General features: G+C 41.1%; 16 protein-coding genes. 15 read left to right on the forward strand and 1 reads right to left on the reverse strand.

Features of this window, described 5'->3' with window-relative positions:
- The first annotated feature begins 11 nt into the window (after positions 1-11).
- The 13 genes from whiA to bhn_RS01145 all read left to right on the forward strand — a co-directional run bounded on the left by whiA (position 12) and on the right by bhn_RS01145 (position 14,946).
- A complete protein-coding gene (whiA, locus tag bhn_RS01085; protein WP_071174968.1) occupies positions 12-935 on the forward strand; it encodes a DNA-binding protein WhiA in 924 nt (307 codons plus the stop codon).
- Between the two features lie 12 nt (positions 936-947).
- Positions 948-1,208: an HPr family phosphocarrier protein gene (locus tag bhn_RS01090; RefSeq protein WP_071174969.1), complete on the forward strand. Its 261-nt coding sequence runs from the start codon at positions 948-950 to the stop codon at positions 1,206-1,208.
- Between the two features lie 295 nt (positions 1,209-1,503).
- Positions 1,504-2,409, forward strand: coding sequence for a GNAT family N-acetyltransferase (locus tag bhn_RS01095; protein ID WP_071174970.1), 906 nt, complete (start codon positions 1,504-1,506; stop codon positions 2,407-2,409).
- Positions 2,410-2,518: 109 nt separating this feature from the next.
- Positions 2,519-4,312, forward strand: a complete 1,794-nt coding sequence (locus tag bhn_RS01100) for a Na/Pi cotransporter family protein (protein ID WP_071174971.1) — start codon at positions 2,519-2,521, stop codon at positions 4,310-4,312.
- 22 nt (positions 4,313-4,334) lie between these two features.
- Complete coding sequence (locus bhn_RS01105; protein WP_071174972.1) at positions 4,335-5,489, forward strand: serine hydrolase domain-containing protein; 1,155 nt, start codon at positions 4,335-4,337, stop codon at positions 5,487-5,489.
- Positions 5,490-5,491: 2 nt separating this feature from the next.
- Complete coding sequence (locus tag bhn_RS01110; protein ID WP_071174973.1) at positions 5,492-6,052, forward strand: NUDIX hydrolase; 561 nt, start codon at positions 5,492-5,494, stop codon at positions 6,050-6,052.
- 30 nt (positions 6,053-6,082) lie between these two features.
- On the forward strand, positions 6,083-6,847 hold the full coding sequence (locus bhn_RS01115) for a Crp/Fnr family transcriptional regulator (RefSeq protein ID WP_083385603.1): 765 nt from the start codon (positions 6,083-6,085) through the stop codon (positions 6,845-6,847).
- Between the two features lie 17 nt (positions 6,848-6,864).
- Complete coding sequence (pflA, locus tag bhn_RS01120) at positions 6,865-7,599, forward strand: pyruvate formate-lyase-activating protein (RefSeq protein ID WP_071174974.1); 735 nt, start codon at positions 6,865-6,867, stop codon at positions 7,597-7,599.
- A gap of 170 nt (positions 7,600-7,769) precedes the next feature.
- Complete coding sequence (gene pflB / locus bhn_RS01125; RefSeq protein ID WP_071174975.1) at positions 7,770-10,034, forward strand: formate C-acetyltransferase; 2,265 nt, start codon at positions 7,770-7,772, stop codon at positions 10,032-10,034.
- A gap of 190 nt (positions 10,035-10,224) precedes the next feature.
- Positions 10,225-10,974, forward strand: coding sequence for a basic amino acid ABC transporter substrate-binding protein (locus bhn_RS01130; RefSeq protein WP_071174976.1), 750 nt, complete (start codon positions 10,225-10,227; stop codon positions 10,972-10,974).
- Positions 10,975-10,984: 10 nt separating this feature from the next.
- Positions 10,985-11,671 (forward strand): amino acid ABC transporter permease, encoded by a 687-nt coding sequence (locus bhn_RS01135; RefSeq protein ID WP_071174977.1) that lies wholly within the window; start codon positions 10,985-10,987, stop codon positions 11,669-11,671.
- Complete coding sequence (locus tag bhn_RS01140; RefSeq protein ID WP_071174978.1) at positions 11,658-12,395, forward strand: amino acid ABC transporter ATP-binding protein; 738 nt, start codon at positions 11,658-11,660, stop codon at positions 12,393-12,395. The genes bhn_RS01135 and bhn_RS01140 overlap by 14 nt, the downstream gene beginning before the upstream one ends.
- Before the next feature lie 73 nt (positions 12,396-12,468).
- Complete coding sequence (locus tag bhn_RS01145) at positions 12,469-14,946, forward strand: amidohydrolase family protein (RefSeq protein ID WP_071174979.1); 2,478 nt, start codon at positions 12,469-12,471, stop codon at positions 14,944-14,946.
- A gap of 2 nt (positions 14,947-14,948) precedes the next feature.
- Here the strand turns inward: bhn_RS01145 and bhn_RS01150 are convergent, their stop codons facing one another.
- Positions 14,949-15,770, reverse strand: coding sequence for a TrmH family RNA methyltransferase (locus tag bhn_RS01150; protein WP_071174980.1), 822 nt, complete (start codon positions 15,768-15,770; stop codon positions 14,949-14,951).
- 184 nt (positions 15,771-15,954) lie between these two features.
- Between bhn_RS01150 and bhn_RS01155 the strand changes: the two genes are divergently transcribed.
- On the forward strand, positions 15,955-17,301 hold the full coding sequence (locus tag bhn_RS01155) for an MATE family efflux transporter (protein WP_071174981.1): 1,347 nt from the start codon (positions 15,955-15,957) through the stop codon (positions 17,299-17,301).
- Between the two features lie 71 nt (positions 17,302-17,372).
- Complete coding sequence (locus bhn_RS01160) at positions 17,373-18,053, forward strand: YoaK family protein (RefSeq protein WP_071174982.1); 681 nt, start codon at positions 17,373-17,375, stop codon at positions 18,051-18,053.
- Positions 18,054-18,065 lie beyond the last annotated feature (12 nt).

The following is an 18,065-nucleotide window of genomic DNA, read 5'->3' on the forward strand; positions in this document are numbered from 1 at the left end:
TAAGGTGAGATATGTCTTTTTCATCAGAGGTTAAAGAGGAGCTGGCTAAGCGAATCGGAAGCTCCAGACACTGTCAACTGGCAGAACTTGCTGCTATCATAAGTAGCGCAGGATATATCGAGATAAAAGACGGCATAGCAACAGCGCTATACCTACAAACCGATAATCAGTTGGTGGTCAGAAAGTTCTTTACATTAATAAAAAAAGCATTTAATATAGGAAATGGTATTTCGTCAAGTGCCCATGATAACAAGCCTGTGATAGACGACGTGGGACTGATAGATTCTTGCCTTAAGGCTATCAAGATGATAGACGGTGATGGCAGGATTCGTGACATAAACGAAGGAACAAATCCAATTGTAACCAGAAATTCGTGTTGCAAGAGAGCGTTTATTAGAGATTCGTTTTTATGTCTTGGATCCATCAGTGATCCAAACAAGGGATACCATTTAGAATTTGTATGTGATTATGAGGCTGAGGCCACATTTTTACAGGAACTCATCGAGAGTTTTGATATAGAAGCCAGAATAGTTCGTCGCAAAAAATATTACGTCCTCTATATCAAGGAGGGTGCTGGAATAGTAGACCTGCTTAATATAATGGAAGCGCCAGTTAGTCTTATGAATCTGGAGAATCTCAGGATCGTCAAAGAGATGAGGAACTCCATCAATAGAAGAGTTAACTGCGAGGTTGCCAATATTACCAAGACCGTTAATGCAGCTACCAAGCAGATAGAGGATATTACATATATAAGGGACCATTATGGTTTTAATAAACTGCAGGAGAGCCTTCGCGAGATGGCGGAGATCAGACTTGAGCATCCAGATGCAACACTTTTGGAGCTTGGAAAGTTCTTGGATCCACCTGTTGGTAAGTCAGGAGTTAATCATCGACTTAGGAAACTAAGCGAACTTGCGGATAAGTTAAGATCCTAAAGGAGGGGAATTATGTTAACAAAATCTATCGAAATCAAGTTACCTAGAGGCCTTGAGGCTAGACCAGTTGCAGAGCTTGTACAGCTCGCTAGCAAATATGAGAGCACAGTACATATCGAGGCTCAGTCCAAGAAAGTAAACGCTAAGAGCATCATGGGAATGATGACACTTAATATCGCATCTGGCGAGCTTGTTACTGTTATCGCTGATGGAACAGATGAAGAGAATGCTGTAGCTGATATGGAGAAGTTCCTTCAGGGAAGCCACAAATAATAGAAAAGAAATAGAAATAATTGAATAGATAAAAAAAGCCCTATAAAAGGGAGGATGCCAGGTAAGCTACCCTTACCTGGCATATTATGAAAAAGTTTTTTATTTGGTATTGTCTTAACTCATCTGACACTATTATAATAACAAGCCAATATGTCCAAAAGATGATTTGAAGTAACCATTCTTTTAATTAATTGTAAACAAATTATGAACGCCCACATGTCGCTAAAATGATGTGATGAGCTTTTTTTATGCCCAAAACCCGCATATATGGTATACTTTTCTTGAGGTGGCAATTGTGCTTAATTCAATCTTTTTTATCTATGAGAATGAGATCATAGTTCCTTTAGTTCAGGACGAATCAGCCTATGTGGTGGAACAGGGCTATTCATCTGCTGTATTCGAGGCATCTAAGTTTCCAGAAAACGATTATACATCACACAAAAAGACTATTCTGATTGCTACAGATTCACAAGCTAAGGCAAAAGAGCTCTCGGAAAAAGGTTTTTATGTCATAGGAATAGCTCATGCAGAGAATACTTCTTACGAATTCAAGGGACTTAAATATATTTTTACAGATATTTCCGAGGTGGATATAGACTCTTTTGTTAAGGCATATCAGAGATATGCTGGCGAACCCTGGGAAATTCTTAAGACAGAGAGACTTGTTGTAAGGGAGACAACCCTAGAAGACGTAGATGAATTCTACAGACTTTATGCGGATCCGGAAATAACACGCTATATGGAAGGTCTTTTTGAGAATCCTGAAGATGAAAAAAGATATCAAAAGGACTACATTGATAAAGTATATGGACTTATGGGCTTTGGAGTGTGGACGGTTGTCAGAAGGTCAGATGGTGTCGTTGTTGGAAGGGCAGGATACTCCGTAAGGAATGGCTTTGACGATATAGAGCTTGGCTTTTTAATTGGAAAAGAGTACCAGAGACAGGGCTATGCCATGGAAGTTTGCTCGGCAATCCTTGATTATGGCAAGGTTGTCTTGCAGCTTGATAAGGTACAGACTTTAGTCAAGGCGGAGAATAAAGTCTCAATACACATATGTGAGAAATTAGGATTTGAGCAGACAGATACTGTAGAAGTTGAAGAGAACATCTATGGTCAGGAATATAATGCAGGTCAGAAAGTGCCATTTAACGAGTGTCGACACGGGACATACGTCAGAATGATCAAATTATTATGGTAATTTTTAGGTTCTTCCTATAATATATATTTGTAGTTTATAGGAAGGATGATTGAATAGGTACGAAGCGTCGTATGGAACGCTTAGAGGAGCGGTATCTATCGGAGGTATTATGAGTTCATTAGAATTATTTAGTCTTGTAGCGGGCCTTGTTGGTGGCCTTGCAATGTTCCTTTACGGAATGAATGTTATGAGTGGAGGCCTTACAAAGGCAGCAGGCGGCAAGTTAGAGAGCGTACTTGCCAAGGTAACCGAACATCCAATCATAGCTTATGCTTTTGGTGTTGCAGTAACTGCTATAGTTCAGTCTTCATCAGCATCTACTGTCATGGTAGTTGGTCTTGTAAATTCAGGTATCATGACTCTTAGACAGGCAGTAAACGTTATTCTTGGTGCCAACCTCGGTACTACATTTACTGCATGGCTTCTTTCACTTAACGCGATCAGTAGTGACAATTTCTTTATAAATCTTCTTAAGCCCAAGTCATTTACACCATTTTTGGCTATATTTGGCATTGGTCTTTATATGTTTTCCAAGAGTGAAAAAAAGAAGAATGTAGGAACTATCCTTCTTGGATTTTCTGTTCTTATGTTTGGTATGAGCAGCATGTCAGATGCGGTCTCACCACTTAAGGATGTTGAGTCTTTCAAGCAGCTTCTTACAACCTTCAGTAATCCATTCATCGGATTTCTTGTAGGTATTATCTTTACTATGGTTATTCAGAGCTCGGCCGGTACTATTGGTGTACTTCAGGCTTTGTCTCTTTCTGTTAAGATCAAGCACAGTGTTGCCATTCCAGTAGTTGTTGGTGCTGAGGTTGGTACATGTATTACAGCTATTCTTTCATCCTTTGGAGCTAACAAGAACGGAAAAAGAACAGCTCTTATGCATTTGTATTTCAATGTAATAAAGGCAGTTCTTTTCATGATCATCTTCTATTCATTAAATACGGTACTTCATTTTGCGTTTATGGATAAAGAAATTGGAATGGCAGGAATTGCTGGAATCCACACACTTATAAATCTCGTTGCAACGCCGCTGATGCTTCCATTCTCCGGAATCCTGGTAAACCTTGCCATGAAGACTATTCCTATCGATGACAAGGAAAAGAAAGAACAGGAAGAGCAGGAAGGTCTTCGCACACTGGACCCACTGTTCCTTTCAAACCCTCCATTTGCCCTTGAGCAGGCTAGACAGACAGCTGTTACAATGGCCATTATGACAAAAGAAGCATTGAATAAGGCAATTGACCTTATTACTGATTATCATAAAGACACTGCAGAAGAAGTTGAGTACCTCGAGCAGCAGGTAGATAGATACGAGGATGAGCTTGGAACATATCTTATGAAGATCAATTCTCATCACCTTGCTCCAGACGACAGCCATACTCTTTCACTTCTCTTGCATTGCATTACAGACTATGAGAGAATTAGTGACCATGCTCTTAACATTGCTGAGAAGGCAAAGAGCATGGATGAAAACGGACGAAGCTTTTCACCTAAAGCTCAGGCTGAGATGGATATTTATTCAACAGCGGTCAGAGATATCGTAGATACTTCTATAACTGCTTTTGATAATCAGGATGTTAAGCTTGCCAAGACTATTGAGCCACTTGAGGAGACAATCGATGAGATCCAGAAAGAGGTTAAGCGTCGTCATGTTAGAAGACTTCGTAAGGGCAAGTGTACTATCGAGCAGGGCTTTGACCTTAGCGATATCGGAACAGACTTTGAGCGAATTGCGGATCACTGCAGTAACATTGCGGTAGGTATCATCGAAGCCCACGAAGACAACTACTTTGCACACGGCTATCTCGAGACCTTAAAGGCTGAAAAGAATGATGGATTTGAGCAGGCAGTTGATTTCTATGAGAGAAAATACCGCTTACCTTCAGTTAAGTACTAATTAATTTCAGGGAAAGAGTGTTATGAACATTAGAAAATTAAAGTACCTTGATGAACTTATTGAAGCACAGAGAGAAAGAAATAAGCTTCAGGGTGCAACTATCGTGGTTGAACATAAAGGCAAAAGAGTCTATGAGAACCACTACGAACCAGATAGAGAAGACAGTATTTATAAGATCTTTAGCATGACCAAGCCAATTACAGCCTTGGCGGCTATGATGCTTTACGAAAGAGGGAAGCTTGATCTGATGAGCAATGTATCAGATTATCTTCCTGCTTTTGCTGATTGTAAAGTTGTAACTCCAGATGGAATACAGAAGGCGCAAAATCCTATTAAGATCATCAACCTTCTCAATATGACATCAGGAATTGCAGGTTCAGGAGATTTTGGAGAAGCTGAGAGATCCATGAGCAAAGTCTTCAAAGAGGCTAAGATTCAGAGAGAATCCGGAATCCTTAAGAACAACATTGATGTTTGCAACAAACTTGCAGAAGGCTATCTTGCATTTGAACCAGGAACAGGTTACAAATATGGCTACTCAGCAGATATCATGGCTGGAGTTATCGAAGCTATCACAGATATGAAGTATTCAGAGTTCCTTAGAAAAGAGATCTTTGATCCTCTTAACATGGATGATACTGGATTTAAGATCGACATGGGCAAGACTTCCAGACAGGCGATTTTATATAGAAGAGACAAGAATAACAAAGTTGTAAGAGCTGAGGTTGATGTTGCCCGTAGAATGGATATGGAAAATCCTTTCGAGGATCCTTGGTTTGAAAGAGGCGGAGCAGGTCTTTATTCTACAGCTTCAGATTATTCACATTTCACGCAGATGATCCTTAATAAGGGTTCTTACCACGGCAAAGAGCTCATTGGTAAAAAGACTCTAAGCTACATGTTAAGCCCACAGCTTAACGCACTGCAGCTTGAGGATTTTGCAATAGATGAAAATCAGGGTTACAACTATGGTAACTATTTTAGAGTGCTTACTGATCCTGCAAAGGCTCTTTCAAACGGAAGTACTGGCGAGATTGGTTGGGGAGGATTTGGCGGAACTTATTTCTTTGTAGATCCTTCAGAGGAACTGACAGTAATCTATATGCAGCAGATTGAAGGCGGCTATGACAGCAGCTTCATCCGCGGTGTCAGACAGATTGTATATGGAGCTATTTAAAAATGGAATTTGAGTTTTTAGAAAAGAAGGAACAGGGCAAGTTCATTACCCGATATGACCTTCATTACAGAACATCTGATGATCAGGAAAAGATATATGAAATGATCAGCAGAAATCCAGACCTTAAGACAATGGATGATCTTAAGAATCCTAAAGAAGATGCAGTTGCCATTATCATGCATGATGAGACAGGCGAGAAGATCCTCATTAACAAAGAGTTCAGAATGGCAACAGGGGAATGGGTTTATAACTTCCCTGCAGGACTTATAGATGAAGGCGAGACTGCAGAGCAGGCTGCCAGAAGAGAATTAAAAGAAGAAACAGGGCTTGATGTAATACGCATAGATGATTGGTGGGGCAAGTGCTACAGTGCGATCGGTTTTTCTAACGAGAGAAATGCTTGTTGTGTAGGCGTTGCCGGAGGTACTTTTTCAGAGAGTACTTCAACTCAGGAAGAGATCGTTCCTGGCTGGTATACCAAAAAAGAGATCAGAAATCTTTTAAAGACTGAGGCTTTTGCAGTCAGAACTCAGGCGTATTGCTATCTGTGGTCCAGACAATAGTTTTTTTACCAGATTAGTGGAAAGTAGAGCATGAGCGAAAAGAAGGATCAAAGTAAAAAAGGAATATATAAAGAAGCAGACCATGGTGAAGAGCTGAAGCGAGGCATCATCGGTCTTAATATATGTGAGGAATGTGGCGGATTTTGTACCGAGAAGCTCCCTCTTATGGAAGGTCTTCCTGTAAATGCGCAGGTAAGCCTTATGGAGCACTCAGTCCATGAAACCCTCAAGAAGAACAGCTATCTTTTCAGAGAGGGAGAGGCAGTTGACTCCATATGTATAATAAGAAAAGGAAGAGTTAAACTTTGTCGATATGATTCTCTTGGTCGTGAACAGATCATTACCATATTGGCAGATCATGATATCATTTGGGAAGGCATGTTCCTTGACGGAAGCGTCTATCCATATTCTGCAGTGTGCCTTACCAATGCGTCTATCTGTCTCATTCACAGAGACGATTTCATAAAGGTGGTTGATAATCCAACTGCCGCCATGAACATCATAATTCTTCTCAGCAAAAAGCTTCATGATGCTAATGAGAGAAATATGCTGTTATCTACCAAAGACCCCATGGCAAGACTTGCAGGCTTTTTGATGTACAGAGTAGACAGAAGCCCTAGTGACGATATTGTGCTCAAACTCGATGACATAGCAGCAAGCGTGAGCCTTCGAACAGAGACAGTTTCTAGGAAGCTTCGCGAAATGGAAAAGATGCACCTTATTGAGAGACTTGGACATGCAAGGATAAAGGTGCTTGATAGAGATACTTTGCGGGAGATTTATATTTCCCAGTGATTTAGATTGGAGTTTTTATGATTAAAGGAGCTATTCATTCTATAGAGACCTTTGGTTCTGTAGATGGACCTGGAATTAGATTTATTGTATTCCTCAAAGGATGCAATCTTAGATGTAAATATTGCCACAACGTAGATACCTGGGATCCGCACTCAGAAGACATGAGAACAGCAGATGAGATTCTGGATTTTGCTGAAAGATATCGTAGCTACTGGGGTGAAGAAGGTGGAATAACTGTAAGTGGTGGAGAGCCACTTCTTCAGATTGATTTCCTTATTGACTTGTTCAAAAAGGCTAAGGAGCGAGGTATCAACACTTGTATTGATACAGCAGTGCAGCCATTCACTAAGGAAGAACCATTCTTTTCAAAGTTTGAAGAGCTTATGAAATATACAGATCTGCTCCTTGTTGATATCAAGCATATCAATAGAGAAGAGCACATTAAGCTCACAGGACTTCCTAATGATAATATCAAAGAGTGTTTTGAATATCTTGATCAGATAGGTAAGCCAATCTGGATCCGACACGTATTGGTTCCAGGAATTACAGACAACGATGAATATTTAAGAGAGACCAGAAAATTTATTGAGAAATTTTCTAATATAAAGAGAATAGATGTGCTTCCATACCACTCAATGGGACAGATGAAGTTCAAAGAACTTGGAATTCCATATCAGCTTGAAGGTGTTGAATCACCAACAACAGAGCGCGTTGAGAACGCCAGAGCAATTTTAAACGGAAAAAAGAACTGATTTTATCGGTTCTTTTTTTATTTCTGTGAAACTTTTGTGAAAAGTGAAAAAAATAATAAAACTTGATTTCAATCAATGTTTGAACAAATTGTAAATGATAATATGACTTCCGGTAGATAATAGTGATAAATAATTAACAAACAATTGTTAGTTTTGAAAGGAGATATACCATGAACGAAGCATGGAGAGGTTTTAAAGGAACCCACTGGCTGGATGACGTTAATGTAAGAGACTTCATCCAGAATAACTACACACAGTATGATGGAGATGAGAGCTTCCTTGCTGATGCTACAGATGCTACTAACAAGCTCTGGGGCAGATTACAGGAGCTTCAGAAAGAAGAGAGAGAAAAGGGCGGCGTACTTGAGTGCGAGACAGAAGTTGTATCTAGCCTTACAGCATATGGCCCTGGCTACATCGACGAGTCTATGAAGGATCTTGAGAAGATCGTTGGTCTTCAGACAGACAAGCCTCTTAAGAGAGCATTCATGCCTTACGGCGGAATCAAGATGGCTGAGGAAGCTGCTGAGACTTACGGATACAAGGTAAACGAGAAGTTCCACAAGATCTTCACAGAGTACCACAAGACTCACAACCAGGCTGTATTTGATGCTTACACACCTGAGATGAGAGCTGCTAGACACAGCCACATCGTAACAGGTCTTCCAGATACATACGGCCGTGGACGTATCGTAGGCGACTACAGAAGAGTTGCTCTTTACGGTATTGATTTCCTTATCGCTAAGAAGCAGGAAGATTACAACAACTGCGGCGATGGCACAATGCTTGACCATATCATTCGTCAGAGAGAAGAGATCTCAGAGCAGATCAGAGCTCTTAAAGGAATGAAGGAAATGGCTGCTGTATACGGATTCGATATTTCACAGCCAGCTAAGAACGCAAAAGAAGCTATTCAGTGGCTTTACTTTGGATATCTTGCAGCTATCAAGACTCAGAACGGTGCTGCTATGTCTGTTGGACGTGTTTCAACATTCCTTGATATCTATATTGAGAGAGATCTTAAAGAGGGAACACTTACAGAGTCAGAGGCTCAGGAGCTTATCGACCACATGACAATGAAGTTCAGAATGGTTAAGTTTGCTCGTATCCCTTCATACAACAACCTCTTCTCAGGAGACCCAGTATGGGCAACACTTGAGGTTGGTGGACTTGGTATGGATGGTCGTCACATGGTTACAAAGAACGACTACAGATTCCTCCACACACTTGAGAACATGGGACCTTCACCAGAGCCTAACCTTACTGTTCTTTATACATCAAAGCTTCCAGCTACATTCAAGAAGTATGCTGCTAAGATTTCTGTTACAACATCTTCAATCCAGTACGAGAACGATGATGTTATGAGACCTATCTGGGGCGATGACTACAGCATCTGCTGCTGCGTATCTGCTACACAGACTGGTAAAGAGATGCAGTTCTTCGGTGCTAGAGCAAACCTTGCTAAGTGTCTTCTTTACGCTATCAACGGTGGTAAGGACGAGAAGTTCCTCACAAAAGATGGTAAGCACATGCAGGTTGGACCAGAGATGGCTCCTATCACATCAGAAGTTCTTGACTATGATGAAGTTATGCACAAGTATGACATCATGATGGATTGGCTTGCAGGACTCTATGTAAACATCCTCAACCTTATCCAGTACATGCATGACAAGTACTACTACGAAGCAGCTGAGATGGCTCTTATCGATACAAACGTAAGACGTACATTCGCTACAGGTATCGCTGGTTTCTCACACGTTGTAGATTCACTTTCAGCTATTAAGTATGCAAAGGTTTCAACTGTTCGTGATGAGTCTGGTCTTGTAGTTGATTACAAGATCGAGGGAGACTTCCCAAGATACGGTAACGATGATGAGAGAGCTGATGAGATCGCTGTATGGCTTCTTAAGACATTCATGAAGAAGATCGAGAAGCACCACACATACCGTGATTCAGAGCCTACAACATCTATCCTTACAATTACATCAAACGTTGTTTATGGTAAGGCTACAGGTGCTACACCTGATGGAAGACCTGCATTCGCTTCATTCGCACCTGGTGCATCACCATCATACGGTGCAGAGCAGAATGGTCTTCTTGCATCACTTAACTCTGTTGCTAAGATTCCTTACGAGTACGCTCTCGACGGAATTTCAAATACACAGACAATGAACCCTAACGCTCTTGGTCATGACGACGAAGAGAGAGCTAACAAGCTTGTTAACGTTCTTGATGGATACTTCGATCAGGGATCACACCACCTCAACGTTAACGTATTTGGTAAGGAGAAGCTCATCGATGCTATGGAGCATCCTGAGAAGCCTGAGTATGCTAACTTCACTATCCGTGTATCAGGATATGCTGTTAAATTCATCAACCTTACTAAGGAGCAGCAGCTCGACGTTATCGCTCGTACATGCCACGAGGCACTCTAATTTAGAGCTAGAGCATAGCAAATTTAAGTATAATACCACTACTAAAAATGAAGGATGTCGCATTTCTGCGACATCCTTTTTTATGTTTTGATTTTTTTTATTTCCCTCTTGATATTTATTAATATTACTGCTATATTATACATAAAAGTTGCATAAATATACATTAATTTGCATAAAACAGGAGGTTATTATGAAAAATAAGGTATTATCTTTAGTACTAATAATGATGTTAGTAGCTCTTTCACTTGTAGGATGCGGAAGCGCTAAGTCAAATGGAACACTTGTAGTAGGAACAAACGCAGCATTCCCACCATTTGAGTATATCGGTGATGATGGAAATCCTGATGGATTTGATGTAGCACTTATCAAGGCAATCGGTGAGAAGATTGGAATGGATGTTAAGATTCAGGATATGGAGTTCGATTCTCTTGTATCATCTATCGGTGGCAAGATTGACGTAGCTATTGCTGGTATGACAGTTACAGAAGAGAGACAGAAAACTGTTGATTTCTCAGAGCCATATTATGAAGCTGTTCAGGCAGTTATCGTTCCAAAGGGCTCATCAATCAAGAGCGCAGATGACCTCAAGAATCTCAAGATCGGTGTTCAGCTTGGAACGACAGGTGAGTTCATCGCTGACGAGATTGAAGGCGCAGAAGTATCAGCTTATAATAAAGCTATCGATGCAGTAAACGACCTTAATAATGGACGTGTTGACTGCGTTATTGTAGACAAGAACCCTGCTGAAGTATTCGGAACACAGTTTGCTGATTCAGTAGATGTTCTTCCAGGAACAGATTTTGACTTTGAGCCAGAATTCTATGCGATTGCCCTGCCTAAGGGAAATACAGAGCTTGCTGACAAGATCAACAATGCTATTGCAGAATTAAAGAAAGATGGTACTTACGACAAGCTTGTTGCACAGTACATTGAGGAGTAATTAGAAACACATGACAGTTAAGGAACGTTTTATTGCCGCTTTCATAGAAAGCGACCGCTGGAAACTTTATATCTCAGGCCTTGGAATCACGCTTGAAATAGCTCTTTTTGCAGGTATTCTTGGTATCATAATTGGAACGATATTGGCACTTATGAAGCTCTCTACTACAGAAGAGGGCAAGCCAACGATATTCAATTATATTGCCACGATCTATATTGATGTTATTAGAGGAACACCTAGCGTATTGCAGCTTCTCATTATGTGGTTCATCATTATGGCATCTTCCAACAACGGAATCTTGGTAGCATCTCTTTCATTTGGTATCAATTCCGGTGCATATGTTGCGGAGATCGTCCGTGGCGGTATTATGGCTGTTGATAAGGGACAGATGGAGGCAGGACGCAGTCTTGGTCTTTCTAAGGCTGCTACTATGCGCTATATCGTCCTCCCTCAGGCAGTCAAGAACATCATTCCACCACTTGGTAATGAGTTCATCACTCTGATAAAAGAAACAGCGATCGTCGGATATGTTAGCCTTACGGACCTTACTCGTGTTGCAAACCAGATTGCATCAAGGACTTATGACGCATTTATGCCTCTCATTGGGGTAGCAGTTATCTACTTTGTGATAATCAAGCTCCTCTCTACTTTCCTTGGAAAACTTGAAAGGAGGATGCGCGTAAGTGATCACCGTTAAAAATCTGTGTAAAGAATTTAAGAATACTGATGGGACCGTAACCAAGGTTCTGAAAGGTATCAATTATGAAATAAACAAAGGCGAAAAGATTGTAATCGTTGGACCTTCAGGTTCAGGAAAGAGTACTTTCCTTAGATGCCTTAACCTCATGGAAAGACCTACATCAGGTCAGGTAATCTTTGATGGAGTTGATATTACAGACCGTAAAGTCAACATCAATGAAGTTAGAGAGCGTATGGGAATGGTTTTCCAGAATTTCAATCTCTTCAATAACCTCACTGTTATGCAAAATATCATACTTGCTCCTGTTAAGCTGGGAATCATGACAGAGTCGGAGGCCAAAGAGAAGGCAAAACAGCTCCTTGAAAGAGTTAACCTTCTTGATAAGGCAGATGTTTATCCGGCTTCTCTATCAGGTGGACAGAAACAGCGTATCGCTATTGTTCGTTCACTCTGCATGAATCCAGAAGTTATCCTCTTTGATGAGCCAACTTCAGCTCTTGACCCAGAGATGGTAGGCGAAGTTCTCGATGTTATGAAAAAGCTTGCTGATGAAGGCATGACCATGGTAGTAGTAACTCATGAAATGGGCTTTGCCAAAGAAGTTGCTACAAAAGTCCTCTTCGTAGACGAAGGAAACATTCTTGAAGAGAACACACCAAAGGAATTCTTCGAGAACCCTCAGAGTAAGAGACTTCAGGACTTCTTATCAAAGGTATTGTAATTCAAATTTGCAAAAACTTCCTAAACACTCTATGCTTATTACAAGTGTAGAGTGTTTTTTTGAGGGCAAATGTATGACATATTTCACATGTTTTTTCTTAGATAATGAGAAGGATATAATAGTTGATCTGTATAAGGATCTTGATAAGCTGTTCTTTATTCTATCAACGCCAAACCATGCAACTGGGAACTTGATCCGTAATTTGGCTAAAGCATGTAAGGTGCCATTATCTCAAGACGTAGAAGGCAAGTTCATCATCAAAGGCGAAGTCCCATGCTACATAGATGGCAACAACGAAGAGAGTTATAGCTTCAGGCTCGGAGAGACTGAGGTTGCAAGCATCTATCCAGATGGAAGTGTTGATGTGAAGGCCGGAATACCAGCAATTGCCAAGACACTTATGAGCCAGACCAAAGACTTTAGGCTTGATCTGGACAAGACAATCTTCAAGACCTATGTCCGTAAGGACCTCAAATTCCGCGGCGATCTTCATACTCATATGAACGGAAATCTTCCAGGAGATATACTCATTGCCCTCGGAATCTATCATCAGATCAGATATCCTTTATATTATGTAAAAAAGCTTGATATCAAGCTTACAGACGCTCAATGGGAAAAAGTAAATGCTCAGCGTGAGAAGGTTGCAAGGCAGTTCATATCATCAGGGCTTCAGGGCAAATACCTGGATAGAAGGATCAACGACAACACCTTTATTAACTTTGCTGACCTTATACTCAATAACCTCGATAATGCAGAGATGAACATCGTCAAGATCCGCGGCTCCCTTGCAGTCATTAAGGACGGTCAGGCGGTTTTTACAAACCTTGAGAAAGTCTACCTATATAGATATGTCTTTTGCAAAGGCAAGGAAAGTGAAGACAAGATAGAGCTCCAGCGAATTGATCAGATTCCAGATGAGGATGTCAAAAGAGCCTTAAAGCAGATGCTAAAGGATAAAGAAAATCCAGCGTACTGTGGAAATACTATCTTCCAGGATAAGCTCCTTTGGATAGCCCGTAACTACAAAAAACAAGGCGTTTACTACGCTGAGATCAGTGACACAACCCTTGTAAAAAAATATGAATCCCTTGAAATGCTAAGACAGGTTCATGAGGTAATGCCTGAGATCTACCAGGAGACAGGCGTAATGCTCAGGTTCCTTGCGGCAATGCGAAGGATTCCACTTACTATTGTCAAAGACGCAGTAACTCCAGCCAATTACCTGGAGCAAAATCTTGAGGTATTAAAGGCTACAGCACTTGATCCATATGTTGCAGGCTGCGACTTCGTAGGTGAAGAGATAAATGACATTATTACCTTAAAGCCAGCCTTCAAGGAGATCGTGAAGATTGCCAGTAAGGACCCAAGCTTTGTGATCCGCGTCCATGCTGGAGAGAACGATAGCCAGAAGGACAACATCGCTCACAGTATCGCCTGTGTAAAAGACTCTTTGGCACCTGGCCAGAAGATGCCAAGAATGCGCCTTGGACATGGCCTTTATACATACAGTCCAACTTCCAAGAAAGGCCGCGAAGTACTAAAGCAGCTCAAAGAAAACAACGTAGTTCTGGAGTTCCAGATTACAAGTAATGTTAGATTAAATAATCTTAACTCCCTTGAGCACCACCCTCTGAAGCAGTACCTAAAGCAAGGAATCATGTGCGTTCAGGGAACAGATGGAGCAGCTCTCTACGGCACAAACTCCATAGATGAAGAGCTCTCTCTTGAAAAGATGCTCTCTCTTTCAGAAGCGGATTTAAAGCTTATGAAGGATGCAGAGACCAAGATAATTGAAGAGAGCCAAAAGGCGTACTCTGACAAGAAGGCAGCCTTTACACAGCTCCTTGCAGGAAGAGACCTAGAAGAAGTCCTCCTTGAGAAGATGAAGGCGGTTAAAATCTCTAAGCGCCTTGATAAAGGTGACCCCAAGATTGATGCCAATCAGGAACTAAAAGAGCAGATAAGCGAGATAACCTGGGATAGGCTTCCGGTGGTACTCCTTGGAGGAAGCTTTAACACAGAGAACAGGTCAACCAAGATAACTGCCAAGGGAAAAGAGCAGCTGGATGCCCTTCTTGATTATTTGAGCCCAGAAGATGCCTGCTTTGTAATAGGCCATAAGTTTGCGGGCTATGAGAAATATCTTTTGGATCATAATGATAAAGGTTTCAGGATATATGCAGTTGTGCCTGCCCTTATTACCAAAAAAGAAGCAGATAAGATAAAAAGCAGTGGAGTTCAGGTAAGAGTATCTACAGAAGCCCAGGGAATGGGCATTTACAAGAGCTTTAACTATGAAATATTTGAGCGCCGCCCATCTATGGTAGTAGCCTTTGATGGAAACAGCGCCGCAGCAAATCTCATACAGGAAGCCAAGAACGGAAAAGGCTTCTCAGAAATATATGTATGGAGCCACTCCAAGACCCTTCAGCAAAAGGCCAAATCTCTCCACGGCTATGTTCACACCTTTGATGAAGAGAATCCAATCGTGAAGGCCATTGGCAAGCTCCAGCAGGAAATCGCAGACAAATTAAATAGTAAAAAGAAGTAATATCATTTTCTGGATAATTCCCAGAAAGCTACAGCGCTTGCGGCCGCAACGTTAAGAGAATCCACCCCATGGGACATAGGAATCTTGACGCAGTAGTCGCAGGCGCTTATTGTTTCAGGTAAAAGTCCATCTCCTTCGGCACCAAGGAATACTGCAAGCTTCTCACAGGAGTGAAGCTCAGGGTCATCAATGTCTTTAGTATCATTTCTAAGAGCCATAGCAACAGTCTTAAATCCGCATTTCTTAAGGCTTTCGAACTCGGCGTCTTTAGGAAGGAATGTCCAAGGCACCTGGAATATAGTACCCATGCTGACTCTTGCAGCCCTTCTATACAGTGGATCAGAACATCCACTTGTGAAAAGAACTGCATCCATAGAAAGGGCAGCAGCGCTCCTTACGATTGCTCCTATGTTAGTTGGATTGGTGACATTTTCAAGAACTGCAACGCGCCTTGCTCCTGTGCACACATCTGCTACAGAAGGCAGCTCTTTTCTCTTCATAGCACACAGAACGCCGCGAGTTAGGTGAAATCCTGTGATACCAGTCAGGACTGAAGACTCTGCCACAAATACGGGCACGTCAAAAGAGCTGCTACAACGTTCAATGACTTCAGCTGCCTCTTTTTCTGTCTGATCTTTTTCTAGCAAAAGAGAAATAGGCTCATAGCCAGCATCCAAAGCCCTTGTGATAACCTTTGGACTCTCGGCGATAAAAATACCAAGGTCAGGTTCATTTATGTGATATAGTTGATTTTCGGAATATTCATGGTATACGGATAATTCCGGTGTATCAATCGTATTAACTTCAATAAAACTTTTTGCCATCTGAATAACCTTCAAAATATAATAAGAAACGTCTTATAATACTTTATCTGTAATAATTCTCAATATCAAGAAGACCTTCAACTTTTGCCATATTTATATATAAATCTTCTATTTTCTTTTGTCATTAACCATGCTAGAGTGAGACTAAGAGATTCAATTTGTCATACTCTAGGGAAGGATTTTTATGGGAAAGAAATACGTCACAGATATGACAAGCGGCAATGAACTTGTGCTTCTTGTTAAATTCACTATACCTATGCTCTTAGGTAATTTGTTCCAGCAGTTTTACAACTTGGCAGATACTGTAATAGTAGGTCAGTTCGGTGGGGAATATGGTCTTCCTTCAATTGGCGCGGTAGGAAGCGTTAACTTCCTATTCTTTTCGCTGTGTCTTGGAATGGGATCCGGCGTGGGAATCATGATATCTCAGAATTTCGGAGCAGGTAAGGACGAATACGTAAGAAAAATAGTCGGTAATTCAATATATATCACTCTGGTAGCAGGAATCTTAATGAGTATAGTCAGCGTTGTCTTTGCAAGACCTATACTGATGCTCATGGATACTCCATCTGAGTGTATGGCAGATGCTCTTCTTTACATGAGGATAGTCTGTGGAGCAACCTTCCTCGTTGCTGCATATAACATGATATCTTCGATATTAAGAGCTCTGGGTGATAGCAAGACACCGCTGATCTTCCTGGTAGTTGCCTGTATTATCAATATTGTTCTAGATCTTGTAACAGTAGTAGGTTTACATATGGGAGTTGCAGGTGCAGCCATAGCAACAGTCTTTTCCCAGACAATTGCTATGATCGGTTCCATTGTTGTGGGGGTAAAAAAGAATCCATATCTACAGCTACAACCTATTCACAAGGAACTCGATACTAATATCATAGACAAAGCTATAAGGCTGGGTATCCCACTTGCTCTACAGAACGCGCTTATTGCATTCTCTTGCGTAGCGCTTCAAAGAGTCGTTAACAGCTTTGGAAGTGATGTTATGGCAGCCTATACAGCTACTGGACGAATTGAACAGCTTGTTCAGCAGCCTTTTGGTTCACTTGGTGTTGCGGTTTCCACATTTGCTGGACAGAACGCTGGAGCCAAGAAGCTCGATAGAGTTAAGAGCGGCTGTATCAAGAGTGTCATGATAATTGCAGCCTTCAGCCTTATTATGGTAGCTGTCATGTTTGCCTTTGGAGAAAATATTATCAGATTCTTCACGCCTAATCCTGAAGCCATCAGGATCGGAGCACAGGGACTTAGAATTACAAGCGTGTTCTACTTCACATTGGGACTTATCCATGTATTTAGAGGAATGTTAAACGGTGTAGGCGATGCTGCTTTTGCACTTATAAATGGAATAATAGAAGTTGCAGGACGTATTGGTTTTGCCGCTATCTTAATGGCGATTCCTGGAGTTGGACTCTGGGGATGCTGGTACACAAACGGCCTCACATGGGCTATCACCGGTATTGGATGCGTTATCAGATATATGAAAGGAAGATGGCGCAAGAAAGTATTTGTATAAAAGATATAAACCATCATTTTAATGGTAAAAACAGCTATTTTTACCATCAAAATGATGGTAAGGGGAGAAACATGGGAATCTATTCATTTAACAACAAAAAATATCAGAGATCAGACTCATTTTTGCTAGGAGCCATACTCTCTGTATCAGGAGGCTTTCAGGATGCATATACTTATGTTTTAAGAGATAAGGTATTTGCTAACGCGCAGACAGGTAATATAGTCCTCATGAGCCAGGGAGTAATTAATAAAGACTGGGCAAGTAGTTTTAGATATCTTCTTCCAGTTTTGGCTTTTGCACTGGGAATTGTAGCCTCAGAGCAGATAGGCCACAGATTCAAGCACAGTAAAAAGATTCACTGGAGGCAGATAGTTCTTTTGATAGAAGCATTTATCTTGGCTGTTGTGGCGTTTGTTCCCCTTACGCACAATGTAATTGCTAATGTACTTGTTTCTTTTGCCTGTGCTATGCAGGTTCAGGCTTTCAGGAAACTCCATGGCTATGCATATGCCACGACCATGTGCATTGGGAATTTAAGAAGTGGAACAGAAAGTCTCTCAATATATTTCAGAGAACGAAACAAAGAGTCACTGATTAAAGCATTTCATTATTATGGAATCATTTTCCTCTTTGCAATTGGAGCAGGTGTAGGCGCAACCATCTCATCCCATTATGGAATCAAAAGCATTATTTCGTCAGCGGTTTTACTGATTATCGGCTTTTTTGTAATGCTTGATACAGAAGAAAAATAATCAAAAAATATT

This window comes from Butyrivibrio hungatei (assembly GCF_001858005.1).
In the GTDB taxonomy this organism is placed as follows: Bacteria; Bacillota; Clostridia; order Lachnospirales; family Lachnospiraceae; genus Butyrivibrio; species Butyrivibrio hungatei.